Below are 18,667 nucleotides of genomic sequence, written 5' to 3' on the forward strand. Positions count from 1 at the left end.
GTGATATTCACTCTGAGAAGTTGTAGGAAAATTATTTCTCAGTAATATCACTTATATAAATGAAATAGAGAAGATTAACTCCCGAATTTTAGCCGCTGTTGGGCTTTATCGTGTATATTTATCGAAATTTTATTGTGTAATATTCTAGCCAGGTTTTCGAAAATTTTATGATAAATAGAAATAAACAATTAAAAAAGATGCGGACCTTCCTTATATGGGTCGTGTTGTTTTTTTCTGGATTTCAGGGATTTTCTCAATGCACTAACCCAGGATATAGGCCATGTGGGGAAAATGGTGCTTGTATTCCATCAAGACAATGTCGCCCAGGCGTGCCACCGCCACCGGGTCTTCCTATAGATTTTGGAATTTCAGCATTAATTGCTTCGGGGCTTCTTTTGGGGGGTTATCATCTTCGGAAGAAAAGAGAAGATGATTAACGCAAGTCATTGATCCGCTTTACATACTTTCCTATTACATCAAATTCCAGGTTCACTATATCTCCTTCCTTTAAATTATGAAAATTAGTATGATTGTAAGTATAAGGTATTATGGATACACTAAAGCTGTTCTTTCCTGAATTTACCACAGTAAGACTCACACCATTTATGGTAATAGATCCTTTTTCAATAGTAATATTTTGCATAGCAGGATCGTACTCAAAGCTAAAGTTCCAGCTTCCTCCGGCCTCTTCGGTTTTAATACAAATTGCTGTTTGATCTACATGCCCCTGCACGATATGGCCATCCAGTCTGTCGCCAAGTTTCATTCCGCGTTCCAGGTTAACCAGATTGCCTTTTTTGAGATTTCCAAAATTTGTCTTCTCAAGGGTTTCTTTTATTGCAGTTACGCTGTACGTGTCCTCTTCAATAGAAATTACCGTGAGACAGACTCCGTTATGGGCAATACTTTGATCTATCTTAAGCTCGGGAGTGAATTTCGCCTTTACTTTAATATGTAAATTCTCTTCTTCTTTGTGTAGTGTAGTAATTTCCCCTACTTCTTCAATGATCCCGGTAAACATGGATTGTATTATATTAGTTACATTTGTGTTGTAAAAATAGAAATAAAATATCGGGAATTTTATGAAACAAGTTCAAAAGATAAAATTGGGAATTAGTATAGGAGATTTGAATGGCATAGGGAGTGAGATTGTTCTTAAAACTTTTGACGACTCCCGTATGTTGGATTTTTGTACCCCTGTTATTTTCGCTTCAGCAAAGACTGTCACATTTCTGAAAAAGCAGTATAAACTATCCCTTAATTTCCAGGGAATAGACGATCCTTCCAAGGCAATAGATGGAAAAATAAACGTGATGAACGTGTGGAAGGAGAATGTGAATATCAATTTTGGCGAAGAAGATCCCGAAGTCGGGAAATATGCGTTTCTTTCTCTAGAAGCTGCCACAGTGGCATTGAAAAATGATGATATAGATGTTTTAGTTACTGCGCCCATAAATAAAAGCAGCATCCAGAGCGAAAACTTCAATTTTCCTGGACATACAGATTATTTAGCACAAGAGCTGGAGGGGGAGAGCCTTATGTTTATGATTACCGATACGCTTAAAATAGGATTACTTACAGACCATGTGGCTCTAAAAGATATAGCCAGCGTGATTACACCGGAATTAATTCAGAAGAAAATCGACATTATTCATGAAACTCTGAAACAGGATTTCAGGATTCAAAAGCCGAAAATTGCCGTTTTAGGCATCAATCCTCACAGTGGTGATAACGGAGTTATAGGCAGGGAAGATGAAGAAATTCTGAAACCAACTTTGCATAAAATCAGGGAAAAGGGTAAGCTCGTTTATGGTCCCTATTCTGCAGATAGCTTTTTTGGTTCCAAGAATTACAAAAATTTTGATGCGGTGGTTGCTTCTTATCACGACCAGGGGCTTATTCCTTTTAAAACCCTTTCTTTTGGTAACGGAGTGAATTTTACGGCAGGCTTAAATAAAGTGAGAACCTCACCAGATCATGGAACAGCTTTTGAAATTGCCGGAACCAACTCTGCCAATATAAATTCCTTTAAAGAGGCTGTATTTAAAGCCATTGAAATTTACAAATGCAGAAAGGAATACAGGAAACTAACAAAGAATGCCTTAAAGAAGCAGGGTAGAAAAGATACTAACAAAAAATTGTTCACAAAAGATAATTAATTAATTATATTTTTTATCTTTGCAGCCGCCTAAGCCTAAGGGCCTAGGGCTCGAAACTGAGTTTGAGATGAGAAGATTAGCAGCATATACAATCCCCTTTGTGGGATTAAAGCTAGGGAAGCACCAGTTTGAGTACGATATTGATAACGAGTTCTTTGATCATTTTGAGTACGACGAATTCAACAGTGTAGATGTAAAAATCGACCTGCTTTTCGAAAAGAAAAATACCATGATGGAGCTTACCTTTAAAGCTTCAGGAACGGTAAATGTTGATTGCGATATTACGAATGAACCATACGATCAGCCAATAGACAGCAGTCTTTTTCTGGTAATCAAGTTTGGGAATGAGTATAATGACGAAGATGAAGATTTACTTATAATCCCGCATGGAGAGTATGAGGTAAACGTACAACAATATATTTATGAGCTTATCGTGCTATCTTTGCCAATAAAAAGGGTACATCCCGGCGTTGAAGATGGAACTTTAAAGTCTGACGTGCTGGATAAGCTGGAAGAACTGAGCATCGACAAGAAAGAAAAAAATAATGAGGAGGATATAGATCCTCGATGGGATAAACTTAAGAATTTACTAAACGATTAAATAATAGCAAGCCATGGCACATCCAAAGAGAAAAATCTCTAAAACCAGAAGAGATAAAAGAAGGACACATTATAAGGCCTCGGTACCAAAAATAGCTACCGACCCTACAACAGGCGAAGCACATTTGTACCATAGAGCACACTGGCACGAAGGTAAATTATATTACCGCGGTCAGGTATTAATAGATAATACAGAAGAAGTAGAGGCTTAATGTCTTAGAGCTTCAATAAATTAAGAAAACTCTCACGCCGTGGGAGTTTTTTGTTTTTAGTTGAATAAGTCCTAAAAAGACCTTAATTTGCACCACTTTTAGAAGAAAAATTAGTACATTCCTTTTGATGTGCTTTTTTTTGTGCAGCGGCATGCACATTGGTGTTTTAAAATTGATTCTATGAATAAAATCACAGCAGCGATTACAGCTGTGGGTGCATATGTTCCCGACGATATTTTAACCAACAAGATGTTGGAGGAAATGGTGGATACCAATGATGAGTGGATATTCTCAAGAACAGGAATTAAGGAACGTAGAATTTTAAAAGATCCTAACAAAGGAACCTCTTTTTTAGCTATAGAAGCTTCAAAAGACCTGCTGAGAAAAACAAATCTTGATCCGCAGGAAATTGATCTTGTATTGGTAGCTACCGCAACACCAGATTTACCTGTTGCGGCAACGAGCGTTCACGTTGCAACGCAAATTGGAGCTACTAATGCTTTTGCGTATGATATTCAGGCAGCTTGTTCAGGATTTCTTTATGCAATGTCCACCGGTGCAGCCTATATCGAATCTGGCCGGTATAAAAAAGTATTGGTGATAGGTGCAGATAAAATGTCTTCCATTATCGATTATACAGATAGAACAACCTGTATTATTTTTGGTGATGGCGCCGGTGCAGTTCTAATGGAACCTAATGAAGAAGGCTTTGGTTTGCAGGACGAAATACTTCGTAGCGATTCGATTGGAAGGGATTCTTTAAGAATAGAAGCAGGTGGTTCTCTAATGCCTCCTTCAGAAGAAACTGTGGCAAAAAAACTTCATTACGTACGCCAGGATGGAAAAACGGTGTTCAAATTTGCAGTATCCAACATGGCAGCGGTAAGTGAACAAATCATGAAAAAGAACAATCTTACCAATGAAGATGTAAACTGGCTCATAGCCCATCAGGCGAATAAGCGAATAGTGGGAGCTACCGCCAGTAGGATGAATCTGGAAGACGAAAAAGTTCTTATGAATATTCAACGGTATGGAAATACGACTTCTGCTACGTTGCCGTTACTACTAAGTGACTACGAAAAAAACTTTAAAAAGGGAGATAACCTTATTTTTGCCTCATTTGGAGGTGGCTTCACCTGGGGTGCAGCCTATCTGAAATGGGCATATAATTCTTAAAAAAACCAACACTTTAATATTATGGATTTAAAAGAAATTCAGAATCTGATAAAGTTTGTAGCCAAGTCTGGTGCCAGTGAGGTTAAACTGGAAACGGGAGATGTGAAAATCACTATTAAAACCGGCGGCTCAGACGATAAAGAAACCATCGTACAGCAGGTGCCCATGGCAGGACAAATGCCGCAGCAAATGCCGGTACAGCAACAGGCGCCTTCGCCGGCTCCCGAAACTGCACCGCAGTCTGGCTCATCTTCTTCAGATAAAAAAGGATCTGCAGCAGAAGATAATTCAAATTATATAACCGTCAAGTCACCAATAATTGGAACTTTCTATAGAAAACCTTCACCAGACAAATCTGTATTTGTTGAGGTAGGAGATAGTATTAAAGAAGGGGATGTGCTCTGCGTAATTGAAGCAATGAAACTTTTCAATGAAATCGAGAGCGAAGTATCCGGTAAAATTGTAAAAGTATTGGTAGACGACTCCTCTCCTGTAGAGTTTGATCAGCCGTTATTTTTAGTAGACCCTTCATAATTACTGCCCATTTATCTGAAGAGAAATTTTCTTCAGAAGAAAAACACAATAGGTATGTTTAAAAAAATATTGATTGCCAATAGAGGAGAAATTGCCCTGCGAATTATCCGTACGTGCAAAGAGATGGGAATTAAGACAGTGGCAGTATATTCTACTGCTGATGCCGAAAGTCTCCATGTAAGATTTGCCGATGAAGCCGTATGTATTGGCCCTCCACCAAGTAACTTATCTTATCTAAAGATTTCAAACATTATCGCCGCTGCAGAAATTACTAATGCAGACGCGATACATCCAGGTTACGGATTTTTATCTGAAAATGCTAAATTTTCCAAAATCTGCGAGGAACACGGCATTAAATTTATCGGCGCCTCTGCAGATATGATTTCCAAAATGGGAGATAAAGCAACCGCAAAAGCTACTATGAAAGCGGCTGGCGTGCCCTGTATTCCAGGTTCTGAGGGAATTATAAAAGACTTTAAGGAGTGTAAAAAACTTGCTCAGGAAACCGGTTATCCCGTGATGCTAAAAGCAACTGCCGGTGGAGGTGGTAAAGGAATGCGTGCCGTCTGGAAACCCGAAGACCTTGAAGCTGCATGGGAATCTGCCCGTAAAGAAGCCGATGCTTCTTTTGGAAATGATGGTATGTACATGGAAAAACTTATCGAAGAACCACGTCATATCGAGATTCAGGTAGTAGGCGATAGCAGCGGGAAAGCCTGTCATCTTTCAGAGAGGGACTGCTCCATTCAAAGGCGTCATCAAAAGCTTACAGAGGAAACTCCGTCTCCTTTTATGACAGATAAACTTAGAAAGAAAATGGGTGAGGCAGCTGTAAAAGCAGCCGAATATATTAAGTACGAAGGTGCGGGAACAGTAGAATTTCTTGTAGATAAACACCGTAATTTCTACTTTATGGAAATGAACACACGAATCCAGGTAGAGCATCCAATTACCGAGCAGGTAATCGATTACGACCTTATTCGAGAGCAGATTTTAGTCGCTTCCGGAGTGCCAATTTCAGGGAAAAATTACTTCCCGCAGTTGCATTCTATAGAGTGCAGGATTAATGCAGAAGATCCCTACCACAACTTTCGTCCATCTCCGGGTAAAATTACCAATATGCATGCCCCGGGAGGCCATGGTGTAAGGATAGATACTCACGTTTACAGTGGCTATGTCATCCCACCACACTACGATTCCATGATCGCGAAACTTATTACCACTGCCCAAACGAGGGAAGAGGCTATAAATAAGATGAAGCGTGCACTGGATGAATTTGTGATAGAAGGTATAAAGACCACCATTCCCTTCCACAGGCAGCTTATGGATGAAACCGACTATAAAGAAGGTAACTATACTACAAAATTCATGGAATCCTTTAAAATGAAAGCTCCGGAAGAAGCGTAGAAATTATCAAATATTAGTAAAACCCGGAATTTTTTTCCGGGTTTTTTGATTTTGGGCGTTACCCCGTGAAAAACGGGGTCGGGCTATCCGTTCTTAGTCCCGCTCCACAAAAAAGTGGAGCGGGAGCTAACCACTCCTATCCCTAACGCAACCACCAATCCTGCCGGGCACCCCCTCCTTAAAAAGGAGGGGAACAGGAAGCAAATAAAATCATTGTTGCAGCAAATAATACATCTCAATTCAGCACAATCAAAAGCTCCCTTGAAAAAAGGGAAGGTTTCTTCATTAAAATGGAACTGATAAAGACGAAAGAATAAAAGTAGTTGTCCCTTATCTGCAGGTCGATAATTGCCATTTCTCAACCTTATTTTAATAAGATGAGAAAAGAAAAATTTTCGTCTCTCGTACCTATAACTTCCTACTTCAAAAAAGGTTGATAATTGCCATTTTTCCTATGCAATCAAATTTTATAAAAAGCTCCTTCCCTTTTTTCAAGGGAAGGTGGTTTCATCAGCATGGAGCTGATGAAGACGGAAGGGTAAAAACAGCGCACCCTTATCTTCAGGTTGAAATTTGCCATTTTTCGACATCAGCTTTGCTGTGATTAGGAAAAAAATATTAGTGAATTAGTGGTAAAACCTGAAGCCAAAAATTGCCATTTTTCGGTCTATTGACAACATGGTGCGAGTCAACTTAGAAAGTTTTTGTAAATTCATACAAAAGTAGAATATTACCTGCCTTTCCAAAAAAATCCTTCCGAATGATAAAAAAAATATTCAGGTTTATTCTGAAACTCATTGGTGCTTTATTCCTTTTTTCAATCCTGATGGTAATTATATATAAATGGGTGCCCGTCCCGTTTACGCCATTAATGGCAATCAGGTTTTTCGAAAATCCGCAGGAGGATATTAGGCACGATTGGGTAGAAATGGAAAAAATATCTGCCAATTTACAGCTTGCGGTAATTGCGAGTGAAGATCAAAATTTTCCAATCCATAGTGGTTTTGATATGGAAGCTATAGGAAAGGCGATAGAAAATAATAAAAAAGGAAAAAGAGTGCGCGGGGCCAGCACCATCTCGCAACAAACAGCGAAAAATGTCTTCCTATGGCCACAGCGCAGCTGGTTGCGTAAAGGTTTTGAAGTATATTTTACTTTTTTAATTGAACTTTTTTGGAGCAAAGAACGCATCCTGGAGGTTTATTTGAATAGTATAGAAATGGGAAAAAGCATATACGGAGCCGAGGCTGCCGCAAAGGCCTGGTTCAATAAATCTGCTACTGGATTATCCCAGTACGAAGCTGCTGCCATTGCCGCCATTCTGCCAAACCCAAGAGAATATTCGGCAAATCCTGCCAGTAATTATATTCAGCAACGTAAAAACTGGATTGTACGGCAAATGAATAATTTGGGGAAGTTAAATCTTGAGTGAAATTATCGAAGATTTTTAGACCTCACAGGTTTTTAATACCTGTGAGGTCTAATTTTAAACCACCTCCTTTAATTATAATATCCACATAAATGAATACTATAAAACAAACATTATTTGAAGCTTGTGAACAGTACGTTCAGGAACGAATTCAGCGGATTTCTTCTGCAATGAAAGCCCTGGAAAGCGATTTGGAAAACGAATCCAAGAGCAGCGCAGGAGATAAATACGAAACCGGAAGAGAAATGATCAATATTGAGTGGAATAAGCTTTCCAATCAGTTACAGCAATTTAAAATGCTCAGGGAAACTCTTGATAAGGCACGGAATAGGAAATCAACCGGAAAAATTCAATTGGGAAGCTTTATCAAAACTAACATGGCCAGTTATATTGTTGCTATTCCGGCGGGACAAATAGATATAGAAGGGGAGAAGTACTTTGCTATTGGAGCGAATTCTCCAATAGCACAAATTCTTCAGGACAAAGAAGCTGGAGAGGATTTCAGCTTTAACGGAAAAACAAATCATATCGTTTCGGTAGAATAGTTTTCTTAAACTGTCAATTGTCAGGAAAAAACCGGTGAGGTTTTGAATTTTAAACTATAACTCAGCAGCGGGATTTTATAAGCTTCTCCGAAATCTTAAGTCCGGCGATGCTTCCCGGTTTTAATGCTGATGAATGCATAAAGAAAATATGTTGCCCTTTCAAATTGGTTTCTATTAACCAGTTATGACCATGAAAATGGGCATTTTTGACAATCGACTTAATTTCAGATTTTGAACTGAATTTGATTTCTTCAGGATATAAAATGATTTTTTTTCTGCTCTTTTCTGAAGGTTTTATGTTCTTCAGCAATACTTCATTTACATCTCCAAAGAGCGAGGCGACATAAACATTAGGCGGATTCTTATATAACTCCTGCGGACTCGCTTCCGCGTAAATTTTCTGATTCTTTAAAACGATGGTTTTATCCGCAAAAGAAAGTGCATCGGTACTGTCATGAGTGGCCACAATACAACTAATCTTTTCCTTTTTGAGGTAATCGAAAAGCCTGCGCCGCAAATTATTCTTTCTAAACTGGTCGATATGGCTAAAGGGTTCGTCCAGTAAAATAAGTTCCGGTTTCTTTGCCAAAGCACGTGCTAGCGCTACTCTTTGCTGCTGCCCACCGCTAAGATGTTTAGCCTTTACATCCTTTAGTTCTGCCATTTCCACAACATCCAGAAGTTCCATAATCCTTCGTTTTTTCTTTACAGGATACATATTGCTGAGATATTTTCCCACGTTTTCTGCAACTGTTAAAGGGGGCATAAGATCGAAATCCTGGGCGAGATATTTCATAAAAGAATGTCCCGGAACCAGGTTAAAGGCAGGCCCAAAAATTTGCTCGTTGTTCCAGATGATCTCCCCCTCCACATCCTGAAGACCGTAAATCACCTGTAGCAGCGTACTTTTTCCACAACCGCTTTCACCAATTACCGAAACATTTTCTCCCTGATCAACTTCAAAATTTATATTATTTAGTACCGGTTCTTCGGCGTATCCAAAGGTTACATTCTTAAGTTTTAGCATAACAGATTAAACTCTTGTTTAGAAAATGATAAATTTAATGTCAGGAAGACGAATCTTAGTATCTTTCTCTGGATAAATCTAATTAACTTTTATTAGAAAGATGCAGGAAATTATAGTTTACGATCTTAACCAGACCTTATATCAAAAATCATCTAAGGATGAATTCTTTAAATTCATTTGTTATAAAAAAGGCTATAAACTGGTGCACCTCTTTCAGATAGGCTTGCTTACTGCCGCTGGTAAACTCCGCCTGATGAGTAAAACTTACTTTAAAGAAAATTTCTATAATTACCTGAATAAACTCCCGCCAGAACAAGTAGCTAAATATGCAAGGCAATTTTGGGACGTTGAATTTCCTGAATTTTTTAGGGAGGAAATGGTAGCTGATATTATTGAAAAAGATAAGGCCGGAATAAAAGTTGTGATCGTTACCGGCGGTTTCGAAGTCTATACGAAATATCTCGAAGAGCTTTTACCCCTCAAAGTAATTGGTACGATCACCGAATATAAGAATCAGGACTATAAGATTATAGGGAAAACCTGTAATGATGGTGAAAAATTAAGGCGACTCGACGCAGAAATAAATGGTGATTATAAGATTTTGGAAGCTTATTCAGATGACGACGAAGAAATTTTATATAAAGCTGAAAAAGGTTTCTTACTTAAAGAAGGAAAATTGGAATTAGTACAAGACAGCAAAAAATAGATATCGATATTATAATGAAAAACCTCACAGGTTTTAAAAACCTGCGAGGTTTGAACTTAAAAACAAAAACTATCCTTTTACGTTCTCTTCAGTTTTACTTGGCAAAACTTCATATCCCATATTGTACAAGGTAAAACCGAAAATATCGGCGTATTCTTCGATAATCATTTTGGTAGGTTTCCCTGCACCGTGACCGGCTTTGGTTTCAATCCTGATCAATGCAGGATTATTACCGGCCTGTTTATCCTGTAGTTCGGCAGCAAATTTAAAAGAATGCGCTGGCACCACACGGTCGTCGTGATCTCCTGTAGTTACCAAAGTAGCGGGATATGCTATGCCTTCTTCCAGGTTATGCACCGGAGAATAACCATACAGATACTGGAACATTTCTTTATTATCTTCTGCAGTACCATAATCGTAAGCCCAGCCCGCGCCGGCGGTGAAGGTATGGTATCGCAACATATCCATAACGCCAACAGCAGGTAAAGCCACCTGCATTAAATCCGGTCGTTGGGTCATTGTGGCGCCAACCAGCAAACCTCCGTTAGAACCACCTCTAATTGCCAGATAATCGCTGGAGGTATAATTTTCTGCGATAAGATATTCTGCAGCAGCGATAAAGTCATCAAAAACGTTCTGTTTCTTCATTTTAATTCCGGCATCGTGCCATTCTTTGCCATATTCTCCACCTCCGCGAAGGTTTGGAACTGCATAAATCCCGCCTTGTTCCATCCAAACGGCATTGGCTGTGCTAAAAGAAGGAGTAAGGCTAATGTTGAATCCGCCGTATCCGTAAAGAATAGTAGGGTTCTTTCCGTTAAGTTCCAGTCCTTTTTTATGCGTGATAATCATAGGAACTTTTGTTCCGTCTTTTGAAGTAAAAAACACCTGTTTACTCTCGTAATCTTCAGTATTAAAATCGATTTTTGGTTTATTATAAACTTCAGAAGTTCCTTTTTCAATCTGGTATTTGTAAATCGTGCCCGGCGTAACATAATTGGTGAAGCTGTAATAAAGCACGTCTTCTTCTTTTTTAGCACCAAATCCACCTGCAGAACCTATTCCGGGCAATTCCACATTGCGGACAAGGTTACCTTCGTAGTCATATTGTTTTACTTTAGAAATGGCATCTTCCATGTATTCGGCAAAAAAATAACCTCCTGCCGTTGATGGGCTCAACACATTTTCTGTCTCCGGAATAAAATCTTTCCAGTTTTCCGGCTGCGGATTTGCAGCGTCTACGGTAACAATTTTGCGGTTAGGAGCATTCAGATTTGTAACGAGGAAAAGTTTGCTGCCTTCGTTTTCTATCACGTAGGTATCTGTGTCCTCATTGCCGATAATTGTCATTATTTGCGGGTCATCCTGGGAAAGGTCCATCATAAAGAGTTTTCCTCCTGAAGTCGCATTTCTTGCTGAAATAAATAAGTAGCGGTTATCTTCACTCACGCTTCCACCCACATAGCGGTGCTTCTGATCTTCAGTTCCGCCGAAAATTAGCTTATCCTCGCTCTGTTTTGTGCCCAATTTATGATAAAACAGCCTGTGCTGATCTGTTTTTGCTGAAAGTTCACTTCCTTCAGGCTTTTCGTAGCTGGAATAAAAGAAACCTTCATCCCCTTTCCATGAAACTCCGCTGAATTTTACATCTCTGATGGTATCTTCAGCAATTTCCCTGCTTTCAGTATCCATAATAATGATTTTTCTCCAGTCGCTTCCACCTTCAGAAATACTGTAAGCCGCCATTTTCCCATTTTCAGAAAAACTTAAACCACTTAAGGAAGTGGTTCCGTCTTCACTAAATTTATTCGGATCCAGAAAAACTTCAGGTTCTGCATCTTCAGATTCCTTGCGGTAGATTACAAACTGATCCTGTAAACCATCATTTTTGGAAAAGTAGATATAATTTCCCTCCTGAAAAGGCGCGCCTATTTTTTCATAATTCCATAGTTTAGAAAGTCTTTCTTCAAGTTCTTTTCTGAAGGGAATCTTCTTCAAATAATCAAAAGTCACATCATTTTGGGCTTTCACCCATTCTTCAGTTTCTTCGCTACGGTCATCCTCCAGCCAACGGTAGGGATCTTTAACTTCGGTTCCAAAATAGTTGGTAACCGTATCGACTTTTTTAGTTTCGGGGTAATTCAAAGCAGTTTGTTCATTTCTGGAATTCTCGTTGCATCCAGCCAACAGACCGAGTCCAACTATTCCGGTTATAATTTTTTTCATAGATAAGATTAAAAGTTGCCGTATACGGAGGTTTAGTACGAAAAAATGCCTGTAGTTTACATTTCTACAGGCATTTTTAAGATACTTCTTAAATGATAATTATATAAGTTTGTTCTTTAAAAGATATTCGGCAATCTGGACAGCGTTTGTGGCAGCTCCTTTTCTCAAGTTATCGGCCACAATCCACATATTTAGCGTATTTGGCTGTGAATAATCTCTTCTTATCCTTCCTACAAAAACATCGTCCTTTCCTTCAGCATAAATAGGCATTGGATAAGTATTGGTATCCGGATTGTCCTGAACGGTAATCCCAGGGAATTCACTAAGGGTTTTTCTAACGTCCTTTTCATCAAAGTCAGATTCAAATTCAACGTTTACAGCCTCACTGTGCCCGCCAACGACAGGAATCCTGATGGCCGTGGCGCTAACGTTTACTGAATCGTCTCCAAGGATCTTCTTGGTTTCCTTGGTCAGTTTCATTTCTTCTTTAGTGTACCCATTTTCCTCAAAAACATCGCAATGTGGTAATGCATTTCTATGGATTGGGTAAGGGTAAGCCATTTCACCTTTCTCTCCTGCATATTCATTTTCGAGCTGCTGAACGGCTTTCACGCCTGTTCCGGTAATAGACTGATAGGTGGAAACGACAACTCGTTTGATCTTATATTTGTCGTGAAGCGGCTTTAAAGCCATTAGTAACTGAATTGTAGAACAGTTTGGATTGGCTATAATTTTATCTTGGTCGGTAAGTTCCTTAGCATTAATTTCCGGAATTACCAGTTTTTTGGTGGCATCCATTCTCCATGCTGAAGAGTTATCTATAACGGTAGTTCCAACTTCAGCAAATTTTGGAGCCCACTCCAATGAAGTTCCTCCTCCGGCAGAAAATATCGCCAGATCAGGTTTTTTTGCAACGGCAGTTTCAAGTCCAATAACTTCATAGTCTTTGCCCTTGAAGTTTACCTGCTTTCCAACCGATCTTTCTGAAGCAACCGGATATAATTCGTCTACCGGAAAATTTCTTTCCGCCAGTACCTTTAACATTACCTCGCCTACCATTCCGGTAGCGCCTACAACTGCTATTTTCATAAATAATACTTTAGTCATTTCCGCAATGGCGGAAAATTTCAAATAATTTTTCGTTTTGCTGAAGACTTTTCAGGTTTTCAATTCCTTAGAGTCCGTATATTTTTAATCTCTGGTGCAAATGTATTATACAAAAATTTATAGCGGCATTTTAACCTTTTAAATTTGATTCAAATATGGTTTTTTGTACTCATTTGTACAAATTGTTAAAAAAAGGACCCCTTGCTTTCACAAGGGGTTTAATTAATTGCTACTTTAAATATGCAGTATAGCGGTGCACGTATTTTTACTCGATAATCGAGATTTAAAAATTTCTAAACTTAGCCCGAGCCAATTTATTCCTATGGAGTTGTATTTTGTTTTCTCAGCTCGTCCCTTATCTCAACAAGTAATTCTTCCTGAGAAGGCCCTTTTGGAGCAGCCACTTTTGGAGCATCCTTTTTTGTTTTTGTCTTCTCGTAAGCTCGTAACAGTAAAAATATAAAAAATGCTACTATTATAAAATAGATAAGGGCCTGTAAAAGATTCCCGTAAGTTATTACAGCAGCTTCAGCTTCTTTTGCGGCATCAAGAGTTTCATAGTACTCGCCGTCCAGCGAAAAGAATTTTTGCGAAAAATCTGTTCCGCCGGTAAAAATGCCAATTATCGGCATAAGTACATCTGCAACTACAGAGGCGATAATTTTGTTAAATGCTGCTCCCATTACTACTGCTGTAGCCAAAGCAATAATGTCACCTTTCATTAGAAAGGCTTTAAAATCTTTAAAAAATGCCATAGGAATATTATTTATCTGTTAAAATAGTCCAATTTCTTCTGAAAAGCTAATTTTTTTTATTAAGAGATTATCCTGCGGGTGACGCGCTGTGAGATACCCGTGATAAGCTCGTAAGAAATAGTATTCCCGGCTGCAGCAAAATCAGAGGCATGTGGCTGTTCGCCAAAAATCACCACCTGATCTCCTTCTTCGCAATCAAGATCTGTTACATCTATCATTAAAATGTCCATACAAATATTACCAACAATGGGAGCAAATTTGCCATGAACAAGAACCCCGGTTTTCTCATTTCCGTATTTTCTATGGATACCATCTGCGTAGCCAAGTGGCAGCGTAGCAATTCTGGATGGTCTGGTAGCTTTAAATGTCCTATTATAACCCACGGTTTCTCCTTCTTCTAAATCCTGAATTTGAGAAATTAAAGTCTTTAGTGTACCTACAGGCTTCAGTTTTTTATCTATTTCTTTATCATTTCCGAAGCCATAGAGGCCAATTCCGCAGCGAACCATACTCATAGCAGCTTCAGGATAATTAAAAATAGCCGAAGTGTTGCAGACGTGCAAAATCGGTTCATAACTGAATTCTTCTACAAACTGTGCGGCAATTTTTCTGAAAGTATTAATCTGGTTGAGAGTAAATTCCCGCTCCCGCCAGTCATCACTTGCTGCCAAATGGGAAAAAACCGAATGCACTTTTACTGCAGATGTGGTGGCAAGCTTTTCAAAAACTGTTTCTACCTTTTTTGGTGAAAAACCAAGCCGATTCATGCCTGTATTAAACTTAATATGGACAGGATAATCTTTTTGGCCGAGCTTTTCGGCAGTGGCAATAAAATCTGTAAGAAGATGATCGCTGTAAAGGCTTGGTTCCAGGCAATTTTCTACAAGCTGATCGAAATTTTCCTGCTGCGGATGAAAGATCATGATAGGCGTGGTAATCCCTGCCTGCCTTAGCCGTACACCTTCCTGGGTATAGGCAACCGCGAAATAGTCGGCACCTAAATCTTCCAGTTTTCGTGCTATATTAATGGAGTCATTACCATAAGCGTAAGCTTTGATAACGGCCATAAATTTCACATCTTTCGGAACCCGCGAACGGATGGTGTTATAATTATGAGCAAGGGCTCCCAGATCTATTTCCAGTACTGTTTCGTAGGCTTTAGGCATTTGTTTGCTTTAGTTTAGGGTCAATTTCTTCTGCATCCTTTACGTTCAGCTTTTTTACCCTTTCCCTAGACATTGCCTTGTAATAGGCAGCGCGGCTAAGTGGCTCGTATTCTTCGTTTTCGCCAAGAAAAACCAGGTCGTCGTTTATCGCTTTTCTATAACTAAACTGCGCCAGGTTTCCTGTCCTCGTACAAACGGCATGTACCTTGGTTACATATTCGGCTGTAGCCATAAGGTTGGGCATTGGGCCAAAAGGATTTCCTTTAAAATCCATATCCAGACCCGCCACGATTACCCTCACCCCGCGATTTGCAAGGTCGTTGCAAACCGTCACAATTTCGTCATCAAAAAATTGGGCTTCATCAATGCCCACCACATCGCAACCATCGGCCAAAATTCTGATGTTGGAAGCAGATGGCACCGGAGTAGAGCGAATTTCGTTGGAATCGTGCGACACCACCATTTCTTCGTTATAGCGAATATCTATGGCGGGTTTAAAAATTTCAACCTTTTGTTTTGCAAAAGTGGCGCGTTTGAGCCTGCGAATCAATTCTTCAGTTTTACCCGAAAACATACTTCCGCAAATTACCTCAATCCACCCAAATTGCTCTTCGTGATTTACTGTATTTTCGAGAAACATTTTGTAATTTTCAAATCGAAATGGGAATTACCCTCGTTTCGTATAAAGGTGGAACAAATTTATTAAAAATACAAGCTTTGCAGAAGGGGTAGGTGCTAAAGTTATAAAGGCGAAGCAGGTATTTTTGAGATAGGTAAACTCCGTTGTGGTATCTATGAGGATAAATGATAACCTTTTTGATTTTGAGACGTATCTTAAGATTTTAAATCTTGAATATTAAGTAAGATTCAGAATGTAACTAAAGTTGTCGGTTTTAACCGGTAAAAAGCAGAATTATGAAAAAGAAGATTGAAGATGAGCTTTTAAGGCTTGCAGAGAAAATTTTAAATAGTAAAGACAATCTTGATGTTGCGCAGTTAAAAGCTGAAGCCCAGAATCTGTATGAAAAACTTTGTGTTCTGCATTTCACAGAAAGACACTTAGCAGAAACAGAGCTTGAAAAACCTGAGCCTGAAAATTTTTCTAAAGTGCCGGAAAAAAACGAGCCGGAGAAGCAAAATGAAACAGTTGATGAGCACTCTACATATTTTGCGCCAGACGGGACAGAGTACAACGATTCTGAGGCGATCACAGAGCCCAATACTGAAAAAATAAAGAACATTGTTGCAGAAATGCCGCAAGAAACCGAACAGATTGAGGATCTATTTGCCAGAATTAATACTGAAGAAAAGCCGAAACAGCAATCTGAAGCGCCTCAGCAAAAAGAAGAGGTTAAACCGGAACCAAAACAGCCGGAAGACAGACCCGATCCTGAATCTGAACCACAAGCCTCGTCACAACCTCAAGAACCAGCGCCTAAACCACAGCCGGAGAGTAGTAAAAAAGATTTTCACGATTTTGGAGTAGATTATGATAGTCTGCCAAAATTTGAACCGGTAAATCAGAACGGAAAAACACCACGCCCAAAGTCATTAAATGACCGGTTAAAGAAGGGAATTACGATTGGATTAAATGAGCGTCTGGCCTTTATAAAACATCTTTTTGAAGGAAATGCTACAGATTATAATCGTGTGCTTTCCCAGTTAAATACCTTCCACACGCTGGAAGAAGCCAATAAATTTATTCAGTTAGTGGTGAAACCAGATTATAACAACTGGGAAGGAAAAGAGCAATATGAGCAGCAATTCCTTGAGAAGATCGAAAATAAATTCGAATCATAAAAGTCCGTTTTTATGGCCAAGCTTTACCTGGTTCCTACTCCAATAGGAAATCTTGAGGATATTACTTTGCGGGCGCTAAGGGTGCTTAAAGAGGCCGATCTTATTCTTGCGGAGGATACAAGAAACAGCGGCAAACTCCTTAAACATTTTGATATTTCCACTCAAATGCACAGTCATCATATGCACAACGAGCATAAAACAGTGGATAGTATCGTTCAACGGATCAAGAATGGAGAAACTATTGCGCTCATAAGTGACGCCGGAACTCCGGCAATTTCAGATCCCGGATTTTTGTTAGTACGTGCCTGTGTAGAGGCTGGAGTAGAGGTAGATTGCCTTCCTGGGGCCACAGCTTTTGTGCCAGCACTTGTAAACAGCGGACTTCCGAATGATAAATTTATTTTTGAAGGTTTTCTTCCGGTAAAAAAAGGCCGGCAAACAAGGCTTAAACTTCTGGCAGAAGAGACCCGGACTATGGTTTTCTACGAATCTCCTCATAAACTCCTTAAAACCCTTACCCATTTTACTGAATATTTTGGTGCGGAAAGGCAGGCATCGGTCTCTCGTGAAATTACCAAGCTCCACGAAGAAACAATAAGAGGAACTATTGCTGAAGTTTTGGAGTATTACACAAATAAACCACCTAAAGGAGAGATTGTGGTTATCGTGGAAGGTAAAAAATAATGTTCCAACATGTCCTTCCTTTCATTTTATCATAGGAGCGTTCCGCCCTGGTATTTCTGGTATTTAAAATTTCATGAAAAAATTCACCAAAAAGGAAAGATAATTGCTGAGGTACTCAAAAATACTTGAATGCGAGACCTGCTTAAAGAAATCCGTCGTTGCGACCTCTGTCGTAAGAATTTACCTTTTGAACCAAGACCAATCCTGGAAGCATCTTCAGAATCTAAGATAGTTTTAATAAGTCAGGCGCCTGGGCAGGTGGTGCATAACAATAGGATAGCGTGGAATGATCAGAGTGGTAAAAGGCTGCGAGAATGGCTTGGTGTAGACAAATTTACTTTCTACAACACGAGCAATTTTGCAATTTTGCCAATGGGCATGTGCTATCCCGGAAAAGCAAAAACCGGGGATGCTCCGCCACGAAAAGAGTGTGCTCCATTGTGGCATAAGAAGGTGCTTTCGAAATTCGATAACCTAAAAATGACCATTCTTATCGGTTCTTATGCTTCAAATTATTACCTGAAGGATAAAAACAACCTCACTCAAAAAGTCGCTAATTTCAGGCAATATCTTCCGGAATTTTTTCCAATTCCGCATCCATCTCCCGTAAATATCTTTTGGAGGAAAAAGAATCCGTGGTTTGAAGATGAGGTGGTGCCTGAGCTTCAGAAAAGAGTAAAGGAAATAATTGAATAAGACTCCGGAAGGCAGAAGTATCCAGCTCCGGTTTTTCTATCTTGGAAGCATAAATTAGAATTATTTTTTACACCTTCGCAGAAAATCAGAAAGCATGAAAATTGCCCAATTTATCACTACACTTAAAGAAAAGCCTGAGCAAAATACTTTTGCACAAACAATGGAAGTAATTGATGCTCACTATAAATTTACACCTACCGCCTTTAAAAACGGAAACCTTGAAAACCATTCCGGCGAGAACAATGGGAGCTGTAAAATTTTTTATTTCGGAAAGTTACACAATCTTTCTGAAGAAGCTGTTCTGGCATGTTTTGGAGAAGTTTATTTTGAAGATGTACTGAAAAATCCTGAAGGCACAGGGCACCAGAATATCAGTTGGAACGGAATCGAATTTAAAGGCGAAGCTTTACAGCCTGAATAATTCAAATTCTTTATTAT

General features: G+C 39.2%; 21 protein-coding genes. 14 read left to right on the plus strand and 7 right to left on the minus strand.

Features of this window, described 5'->3' with window-relative positions; all coding sequences use genetic code 11:
- The first annotated feature begins 197 nt into the window (after nucleotides 1–197).
- Nucleotides 198–437, plus strand: coding sequence for a hypothetical protein (locus tag RM541_RS17550; protein ID WP_489752724.1), 240 nt, complete (start codon nucleotides 198–200; stop codon nucleotides 435–437).
- Here the strand turns inward: RM541_RS17550 and RM541_RS15920 are convergent.
- The gene (locus RM541_RS15920; RefSeq protein ID WP_311501125.1) at nucleotides 434–1,021 is read right to left on the minus strand and encodes a riboflavin synthase; all 588 of its coding nucleotides are present in this window, start codon (nucleotides 1,019–1,021) and stop codon (nucleotides 434–436) included. The two genes, RM541_RS17550 and RM541_RS15920, sit on opposite strands and share 4 nt — an antisense overlap.
- 61 nt (nucleotides 1,022–1,082) lie before the next feature.
- Between RM541_RS15920 and pdxA the strand changes: the two genes are divergently transcribed.
- The 8 genes from pdxA (at nucleotide 1,083) to RM541_RS15960 (ending at nucleotide 8,062) form a co-directional block, all read left to right on the plus strand.
- Entirely contained in the window at nucleotides 1,083–2,159 is a 1,077-nt protein-coding gene (gene pdxA, locus RM541_RS15925) for a 4-hydroxythreonine-4-phosphate dehydrogenase PdxA (protein ID WP_311501126.1), read from the plus strand.
- 67 nt (nucleotides 2,160–2,226) lie between these two features.
- A complete protein-coding gene (locus tag RM541_RS15930) occupies nucleotides 2,227–2,760 on the plus strand; it encodes a YceD family protein (protein WP_311501127.1) in 534 nt (177 codons plus the stop codon).
- Nucleotides 2,761–2,773: 13 nt separating this feature from the next.
- On the plus strand, nucleotides 2,774–2,971 hold the full coding sequence (rpmF, locus tag RM541_RS15935) for a 50S ribosomal protein L32 (RefSeq protein WP_081208252.1): 198 nt from the start codon (nucleotides 2,774–2,776) through the stop codon (nucleotides 2,969–2,971).
- A gap of 180 nt (nucleotides 2,972–3,151) precedes the next feature.
- Entirely contained in the window at nucleotides 3,152–4,147 is a 996-nt protein-coding gene (locus RM541_RS15940) for a beta-ketoacyl-ACP synthase III (RefSeq protein ID WP_311501128.1), read from the plus strand.
- Between the two features lie 21 nt (nucleotides 4,148–4,168).
- Complete coding sequence (accB, locus tag RM541_RS15945) at nucleotides 4,169–4,681, plus strand: acetyl-CoA carboxylase biotin carboxyl carrier protein (protein WP_311501129.1); 513 nt, start codon at nucleotides 4,169–4,171, stop codon at nucleotides 4,679–4,681.
- A 54-nt stretch (nucleotides 4,682–4,735) separates the two neighbouring features.
- Nucleotides 4,736–6,088, plus strand: a complete 1,353-nt coding sequence (gene accC, locus RM541_RS15950) for an acetyl-CoA carboxylase biotin carboxylase subunit (protein ID WP_311496433.1) — start codon at nucleotides 4,736–4,738, stop codon at nucleotides 6,086–6,088.
- Nucleotides 6,089–6,848: 760 nt separating this feature from the next.
- Nucleotides 6,849–7,520: a monofunctional biosynthetic peptidoglycan transglycosylase gene (mtgA, locus tag RM541_RS15955; RefSeq protein WP_311501130.1), complete on the plus strand. Its 672-nt coding sequence runs from the start codon at nucleotides 6,849–6,851 to the stop codon at nucleotides 7,518–7,520.
- Between the two features lie 89 nt (nucleotides 7,521–7,609).
- Nucleotides 7,610–8,062: a transcription elongation factor gene (locus RM541_RS15960; protein ID WP_311501131.1), complete on the plus strand. Its 453-nt coding sequence runs from the start codon at nucleotides 7,610–7,612 to the stop codon at nucleotides 8,060–8,062.
- Nucleotides 8,063–8,123: 61 nt separating this feature from the next.
- Here RM541_RS15960 and RM541_RS15965 read toward each other — a convergent pair whose 3' ends face one another.
- Nucleotides 8,124–9,089, minus strand: a complete 966-nt coding sequence (locus RM541_RS15965; protein ID WP_311501132.1) for an ABC transporter ATP-binding protein — start codon at nucleotides 9,087–9,089, stop codon at nucleotides 8,124–8,126.
- A 100-nt stretch (nucleotides 9,090–9,189) separates the two neighbouring features.
- Between RM541_RS15965 and RM541_RS15970 the strand changes: the two genes are divergently transcribed.
- Nucleotides 9,190–9,795 (plus strand): HAD family hydrolase, encoded by a 606-nt coding sequence (locus tag RM541_RS15970; RefSeq protein WP_311501133.1) that lies wholly within the window; start codon nucleotides 9,190–9,192, stop codon nucleotides 9,793–9,795.
- A 69-nt stretch (nucleotides 9,796–9,864) separates the two neighbouring features.
- On the opposite strand, the gene RM541_RS15975 is transcribed toward RM541_RS15970, so the two are convergent.
- The 5 genes from RM541_RS15975 to RM541_RS15995 all read right to left on the minus strand — a co-directional run bounded on the left by RM541_RS15975 (nucleotide 9,865) and on the right by RM541_RS15995 (nucleotide 15,689).
- The gene (locus RM541_RS15975; protein WP_311501134.1) at nucleotides 9,865–12,021 is read right to left on the minus strand and encodes a prolyl oligopeptidase family serine peptidase; all 2,157 of its coding nucleotides are present in this window, start codon (nucleotides 12,019–12,021) and stop codon (nucleotides 9,865–9,867) included.
- A 99-nt stretch (nucleotides 12,022–12,120) separates the two neighbouring features.
- Entirely contained in the window at nucleotides 12,121–13,110 is a 990-nt protein-coding gene (locus tag RM541_RS15980; protein ID WP_311501135.1) for an aspartate-semialdehyde dehydrogenase, read from the minus strand.
- A 338-nt stretch (nucleotides 13,111–13,448) separates the two neighbouring features.
- A complete protein-coding gene (mscL, locus tag RM541_RS15985) occupies nucleotides 13,449–13,883 on the minus strand; it encodes a large conductance mechanosensitive channel protein MscL (RefSeq protein ID WP_311501136.1) in 435 nt (144 codons plus the stop codon).
- 59 nt (nucleotides 13,884–13,942) lie between these two features.
- On the minus strand, nucleotides 13,943–15,049 hold the full coding sequence (gene alr / locus RM541_RS15990; protein ID WP_311501137.1) for an alanine racemase: 1,107 nt from the start codon (nucleotides 15,047–15,049) through the stop codon (nucleotides 13,943–13,945).
- Nucleotides 15,042–15,689 carry a thymidine kinase gene (locus RM541_RS15995; RefSeq protein ID WP_311501138.1) on the minus strand — a complete coding sequence of 216 codons (648 nt, stop codon included), beginning with the start codon at nucleotides 15,687–15,689 and terminating at the stop codon, nucleotides 15,042–15,044. Before RM541_RS15995 ends, alr begins: the two co-directional genes overlap by 8 nt.
- A gap of 275 nt (nucleotides 15,690–15,964) precedes the next feature.
- On the opposite strand from RM541_RS15995, the gene RM541_RS16000 reads away from it, so the two are divergent.
- The 4 genes from RM541_RS16000 to RM541_RS16015 all read left to right on the plus strand — a co-directional run bounded on the left by RM541_RS16000 (nucleotide 15,965) and on the right by RM541_RS16015 (nucleotide 18,650).
- Nucleotides 15,965–16,849 (plus strand): DUF8457 domain-containing protein, encoded by an 885-nt coding sequence (locus RM541_RS16000; RefSeq protein ID WP_311501139.1) that lies wholly within the window; start codon nucleotides 15,965–15,967, stop codon nucleotides 16,847–16,849.
- 12 nt (nucleotides 16,850–16,861) lie between these two features.
- Nucleotides 16,862–17,533, plus strand: coding sequence for a 16S rRNA (cytidine(1402)-2'-O)-methyltransferase (rsmI, locus tag RM541_RS16005; RefSeq protein WP_311501140.1), 672 nt, complete (start codon nucleotides 16,862–16,864; stop codon nucleotides 17,531–17,533).
- Nucleotides 17,534–17,662: 129 nt separating this feature from the next.
- Entirely contained in the window at nucleotides 17,663–18,229 is a 567-nt protein-coding gene (locus RM541_RS16010; protein WP_311501141.1) for a uracil-DNA glycosylase family protein, read from the plus strand.
- Nucleotides 18,230–18,323: 94 nt separating this feature from the next.
- Nucleotides 18,324–18,650 (plus strand): HopJ type III effector protein, encoded by a 327-nt coding sequence (locus tag RM541_RS16015; protein ID WP_311501142.1) that lies wholly within the window; start codon nucleotides 18,324–18,326, stop codon nucleotides 18,648–18,650.
- Nucleotides 18,651–18,667: the final 17 nt, after the last annotated feature.

Source organism: Autumnicola psychrophila (assembly GCF_031846645.1).
Classification (GTDB): domain Bacteria; phylum Bacteroidota; class Bacteroidia; order Flavobacteriales; family Flavobacteriaceae; genus Autumnicola; species Autumnicola psychrophila.

What these genes read in the sequence shown, in the direction of transcription:
- RM541_RS15975 (WP_311501134.1), bottom strand. Translation starts at nt 12,021, where the DNA reads ATGAAAAAAATTATAACCGGAATAGTTGGACTCGGTCTGTTGGCTGGA.
- RM541_RS15970 (WP_311501133.1), top strand. Translation starts at nt 9,190, where the DNA reads ATGCAGGAAATTATAGTTTACGATCTTAACCAGACCTTATATCAAAAA.
- accB (WP_311501129.1), top strand. Translation starts at nt 4,169, where the DNA reads ATGGATTTAAAAGAAATTCAGAATCTGATAAAGTTTGTAGCCAAGTCT.
- mscL (WP_311501136.1), bottom strand. Translation starts at nt 13,883, where the DNA reads ATGGCATTTTTTAAAGATTTTAAAGCCTTTCTAATGAAAGGTGACATT.
- RM541_RS15920 (WP_311501125.1), bottom strand. Translation starts at nt 1,021, where the DNA reads ATGTTTACCGGGATCATTGAAGAAGTAGGGGAAATTACTACACTACAC.
- rpmF (WP_081208252.1), top strand. Translation starts at nt 2,774, where the DNA reads ATGGCACATCCAAAGAGAAAAATCTCTAAAACCAGAAGAGATAAAAGA.
- RM541_RS15980 (WP_311501135.1), bottom strand. Translation starts at nt 13,110, where the DNA reads ATGAAAATAGCAGTTGTAGGCGCTACCGGAATGGTAGGCGAGGTAATG.
- alr (WP_311501137.1), bottom strand. Translation starts at nt 15,049, where the DNA reads ATGCCTAAAGCCTACGAAACAGTACTGGAAATAGATCTGGGAGCCCTT.
- RM541_RS16000 (WP_311501139.1), top strand. Translation starts at nt 15,965, where the DNA reads ATGAAAAAGAAGATTGAAGATGAGCTTTTAAGGCTTGCAGAGAAAATT.
- mtgA (WP_311501130.1), top strand. Translation starts at nt 6,849, where the DNA reads ATGATAAAAAAAATATTCAGGTTTATTCTGAAACTCATTGGTGCTTTA.
- RM541_RS17550 (WP_489752724.1), top strand. Translation starts at nt 198, where the DNA reads ATGCGGACCTTCCTTATATGGGTCGTGTTGTTTTTTTCTGGATTTCAG.
- accC (WP_311496433.1), top strand. Translation starts at nt 4,736, where the DNA reads ATGTTTAAAAAAATATTGATTGCCAATAGAGGAGAAATTGCCCTGCGA.
- RM541_RS16010 (WP_311501141.1), top strand. Translation starts at nt 17,663, where the DNA reads ATGCGAGACCTGCTTAAAGAAATCCGTCGTTGCGACCTCTGTCGTAAG.
- RM541_RS15995 (WP_311501138.1), bottom strand. Translation starts at nt 15,689, where the DNA reads ATGTTTCTCGAAAATACAGTAAATCACGAAGAGCAATTTGGGTGGATT.
- RM541_RS15965 (WP_311501132.1), bottom strand. Translation starts at nt 9,089, where the DNA reads ATGCTAAAACTTAAGAATGTAACCTTTGGATACGCCGAAGAACCGGTA.
- pdxA (WP_311501126.1), top strand. Translation starts at nt 1,083, where the DNA reads ATGAAACAAGTTCAAAAGATAAAATTGGGAATTAGTATAGGAGATTTG.
- rsmI (WP_311501140.1), top strand. Translation starts at nt 16,862, where the DNA reads ATGGCCAAGCTTTACCTGGTTCCTACTCCAATAGGAAATCTTGAGGAT.
- RM541_RS16015 (WP_311501142.1), top strand. Translation starts at nt 18,324, where the DNA reads ATGAAAATTGCCCAATTTATCACTACACTTAAAGAAAAGCCTGAGCAA.
- RM541_RS15960 (WP_311501131.1), top strand. Translation starts at nt 7,610, where the DNA reads ATGAATACTATAAAACAAACATTATTTGAAGCTTGTGAACAGTACGTT.
- RM541_RS15930 (WP_311501127.1), top strand. Translation starts at nt 2,227, where the DNA reads ATGAGAAGATTAGCAGCATATACAATCCCCTTTGTGGGATTAAAGCTA.
- RM541_RS15940 (WP_311501128.1), top strand. Translation starts at nt 3,152, where the DNA reads ATGAATAAAATCACAGCAGCGATTACAGCTGTGGGTGCATATGTTCCC.